3 protein-coding genes are annotated in these 1,506 nt (G+C 43.2%); all 3 read right to left on the bottom strand.

Annotated elements, in window-relative coordinates:
- Window positions 1-278: 278 nt before the first annotated feature.
- Complete coding sequence (locus tag ACTIE0_RS24305; RefSeq protein WP_035759200.1) at window positions 279-485, bottom strand: hypothetical protein; 207 nt, start codon at window positions 483-485, stop codon at window positions 279-281.
- A 2-nt stretch (window positions 486-487) separates the two neighbouring features.
- Window positions 488-901 (bottom strand): DUF4336 domain-containing protein, encoded by a 414-nt coding sequence (locus ACTIE0_RS24300; protein WP_228116391.1) that lies wholly within the window; start codon window positions 899-901, stop codon window positions 488-490.
- Window positions 902-970: 69 nt separating this feature from the next.
- The gene (locus ACTIE0_RS24295) at window positions 971-1,450 is read right to left on the bottom strand and encodes a hypothetical protein (RefSeq protein WP_006623783.1); all 480 of its coding nucleotides are present in this window, start codon (window positions 1,448-1,450) and stop codon (window positions 971-973) included.
- Between the last annotated feature and the right edge of the window lie 56 nt (window positions 1,451-1,506).

Genomic DNA, 1,506 nt, shown 5'->3' with positions numbered 1-1,506 from the left:
AGCCGTATGAGGTGAAAGTCTCATGTACGGTTCTGAATGGGAGGGGGTGAAGGCGACTTCACTCTCGACCCCTAATCTGACAGAAACCCGGTTTCTTAGAGTCAGTTTTAGTCTTTCTGGATTTCTAGGTTGGCGAAGTGTTTTTGTAAGAGGCGATCGGTGCATTTATTTAGGGAGTAAAAATCAGGTTTTATAGTGGTAAAATTAGGATAAGGTAAACAGTAGCTTCAACGCCAAAAAGATTCATACCCTTTCTTTAATTTTTCTGTGCCATCTCGCTAAATTATACTTCCATGAGCCATAATAAATCGCTCGAAATCCCATAACATTACTTGTTCAAACGATTGTCTAAATCGCTCTTTTTCATTGGTGGCAATCCGTTCCATGATTGATAGACTTAATTGTTTATATACTCCCAGCAGTCTAGCTGAAAATTGTGTCATAATTGGAAATGTTTCATCAAAGTGCAATTCTGTATCTGTCAAAATCAGAGTGCGACTTGCAGAATGAAAAACACACATTCATTAAGTGAATCAATTCCCGTTAAGCCCCAAACTCTTAAACCATCGAATAAGACAAAGTATAATCCAGGTAATAACTCACCTCGATCGCCCCTGATGGTCTGGTCAATCGGTAAATCTGGTTTTTTAATGGCTAAACCAGGGGCAGCCCCAAAGGTTGCCTGGGGATAAATAGATTTGAAATTAGCTGCAAATAAATAATGATAAAGGTTAGGGGCAATAATATACTTGACAACTCCCAGTTGACCTAGCTGGCTGACAAGTCTGTCGCTAGATTGAATTGGAGAAATTACCGCGAGTTCTCGATTAGCCAATCGAATAACCGTCATCCTGTTCCGACACTGAGTCCCAAATATCGGAAGGTCTATTCTGCAACCCAAACATCTATATCAACTTCTTTTAGCATGGTTTTGGTGAGTAGTTTGATGGCTAGGTTTAATGGTAGGAGCTTATGGTTTTAAAAACAACTTTGTCGATCGCATCTGAGTTAAGATATTTTGACGCGCGCGATACTCCTGTTTAGAGAATGATCGCCCCCTCGGTTGATTGTGCAGCCACTCCAACCCCTGCCGCACCTCTTGACGAAATTCCGTCACTTCTTGGCGCAACCCCTCTAGGCGTTCCTCTAGGGTTTGTAACAAGTCGCTGATGGTGGTTTCCATTACCCCCAACCGTTCACAGACTTCCGCAAAACCAGAATCAATACTATGGGAAACATCCCGAAAAAACTCCTCCTGCTGGGTGACGTTTCTCCTTTTACAGGCTGCCATGTTGAGGCGGATGAAGATATCACCCCATTCTGTATCGGTGAGGTTGCCTTGTTGGGTGAGTTGGTATTCTTCGGGGGTGAGGAATTGGTCGAGTTGGGCTTCTCGTAGTTCAGGGTAACGTTGCTGGGTGAGTTCCTGTTGGGCGATCGCTAAACCCACCCATATATCTCGCCTAATTCAATTAGTGATTTCCCTGGGCAAAAATACCCTACAAC

Source organism: Limnospira sp., from assembly GCF_051859755.1.
GTDB lineage: Bacteria > Cyanobacteriota > Cyanobacteriia > Cyanobacteriales > Microcoleaceae > Limnospira > Limnospira fusiformis.
Note: the sequence above shows the minus strand (reverse complement) of the source record. Positions and strands in the feature narration are given on the sequence as shown.